Source organism: Pantoea sp. 18069 (assembly GCF_902706035.1).
Classification (GTDB): domain Bacteria; phylum Pseudomonadota; class Gammaproteobacteria; order Burkholderiales; family Burkholderiaceae_C; genus Comamonas.
Genome location: NZ_CACSJA010000132.1, coordinates 1 through 411, shown reverse-complemented (window position 1 = coordinate 411; position 411 = coordinate 1). Strand labels below are relative to the sequence as shown.

General features: G+C 73.2%; 1 protein-coding gene. It reads right to left on the bottom strand.

Going from position 1 to position 411, the window contains the following annotated elements; translation table 11 throughout:
- A partial coding sequence (locus GVL12_RS25885) for a TIM barrel protein (RefSeq protein WP_159918401.1) occupies window positions 1-411 on the bottom strand: 411 nt, incomplete at both ends.

Here is a 411-nt window from a genome sequence, read left to right as displayed (position 1 = left end):
GACCTGCACCGGTCCATCTCCATTCGCCGGGCCCGCGCCCTCCGCGATCTCCAGCGCCAGCGCGTGCGCGTCCTCCTGCCGCTGCAGGAAATAGCCCGGCATGTCGCGCCCGTTGATCGGCTCGATCAGCAGCGCGATGCCGTGGGGGGCCGCCAGCGCCGCGGCATGGCGCAGGTTGGCCGCATAGGTGGCGCGCAACGCGTCGGTCGCCACGCCCGCTGGCGCGATGCCCGCCATCACGTGGATGCGCCGGCAGCCCAGCACGCGGGCATAGGCGATGGCCTGCACGATGCCCTCGCGGAACTCGGCTTCGCGGCCCGGCAGGCATGCGATGCCGCGCTCGCCGGCGTCCCAGTCGCCCGGCGGCGCATTGAAAAGCACCTGCTGCAGGCCGTAGCGCTGCAGCAGAGC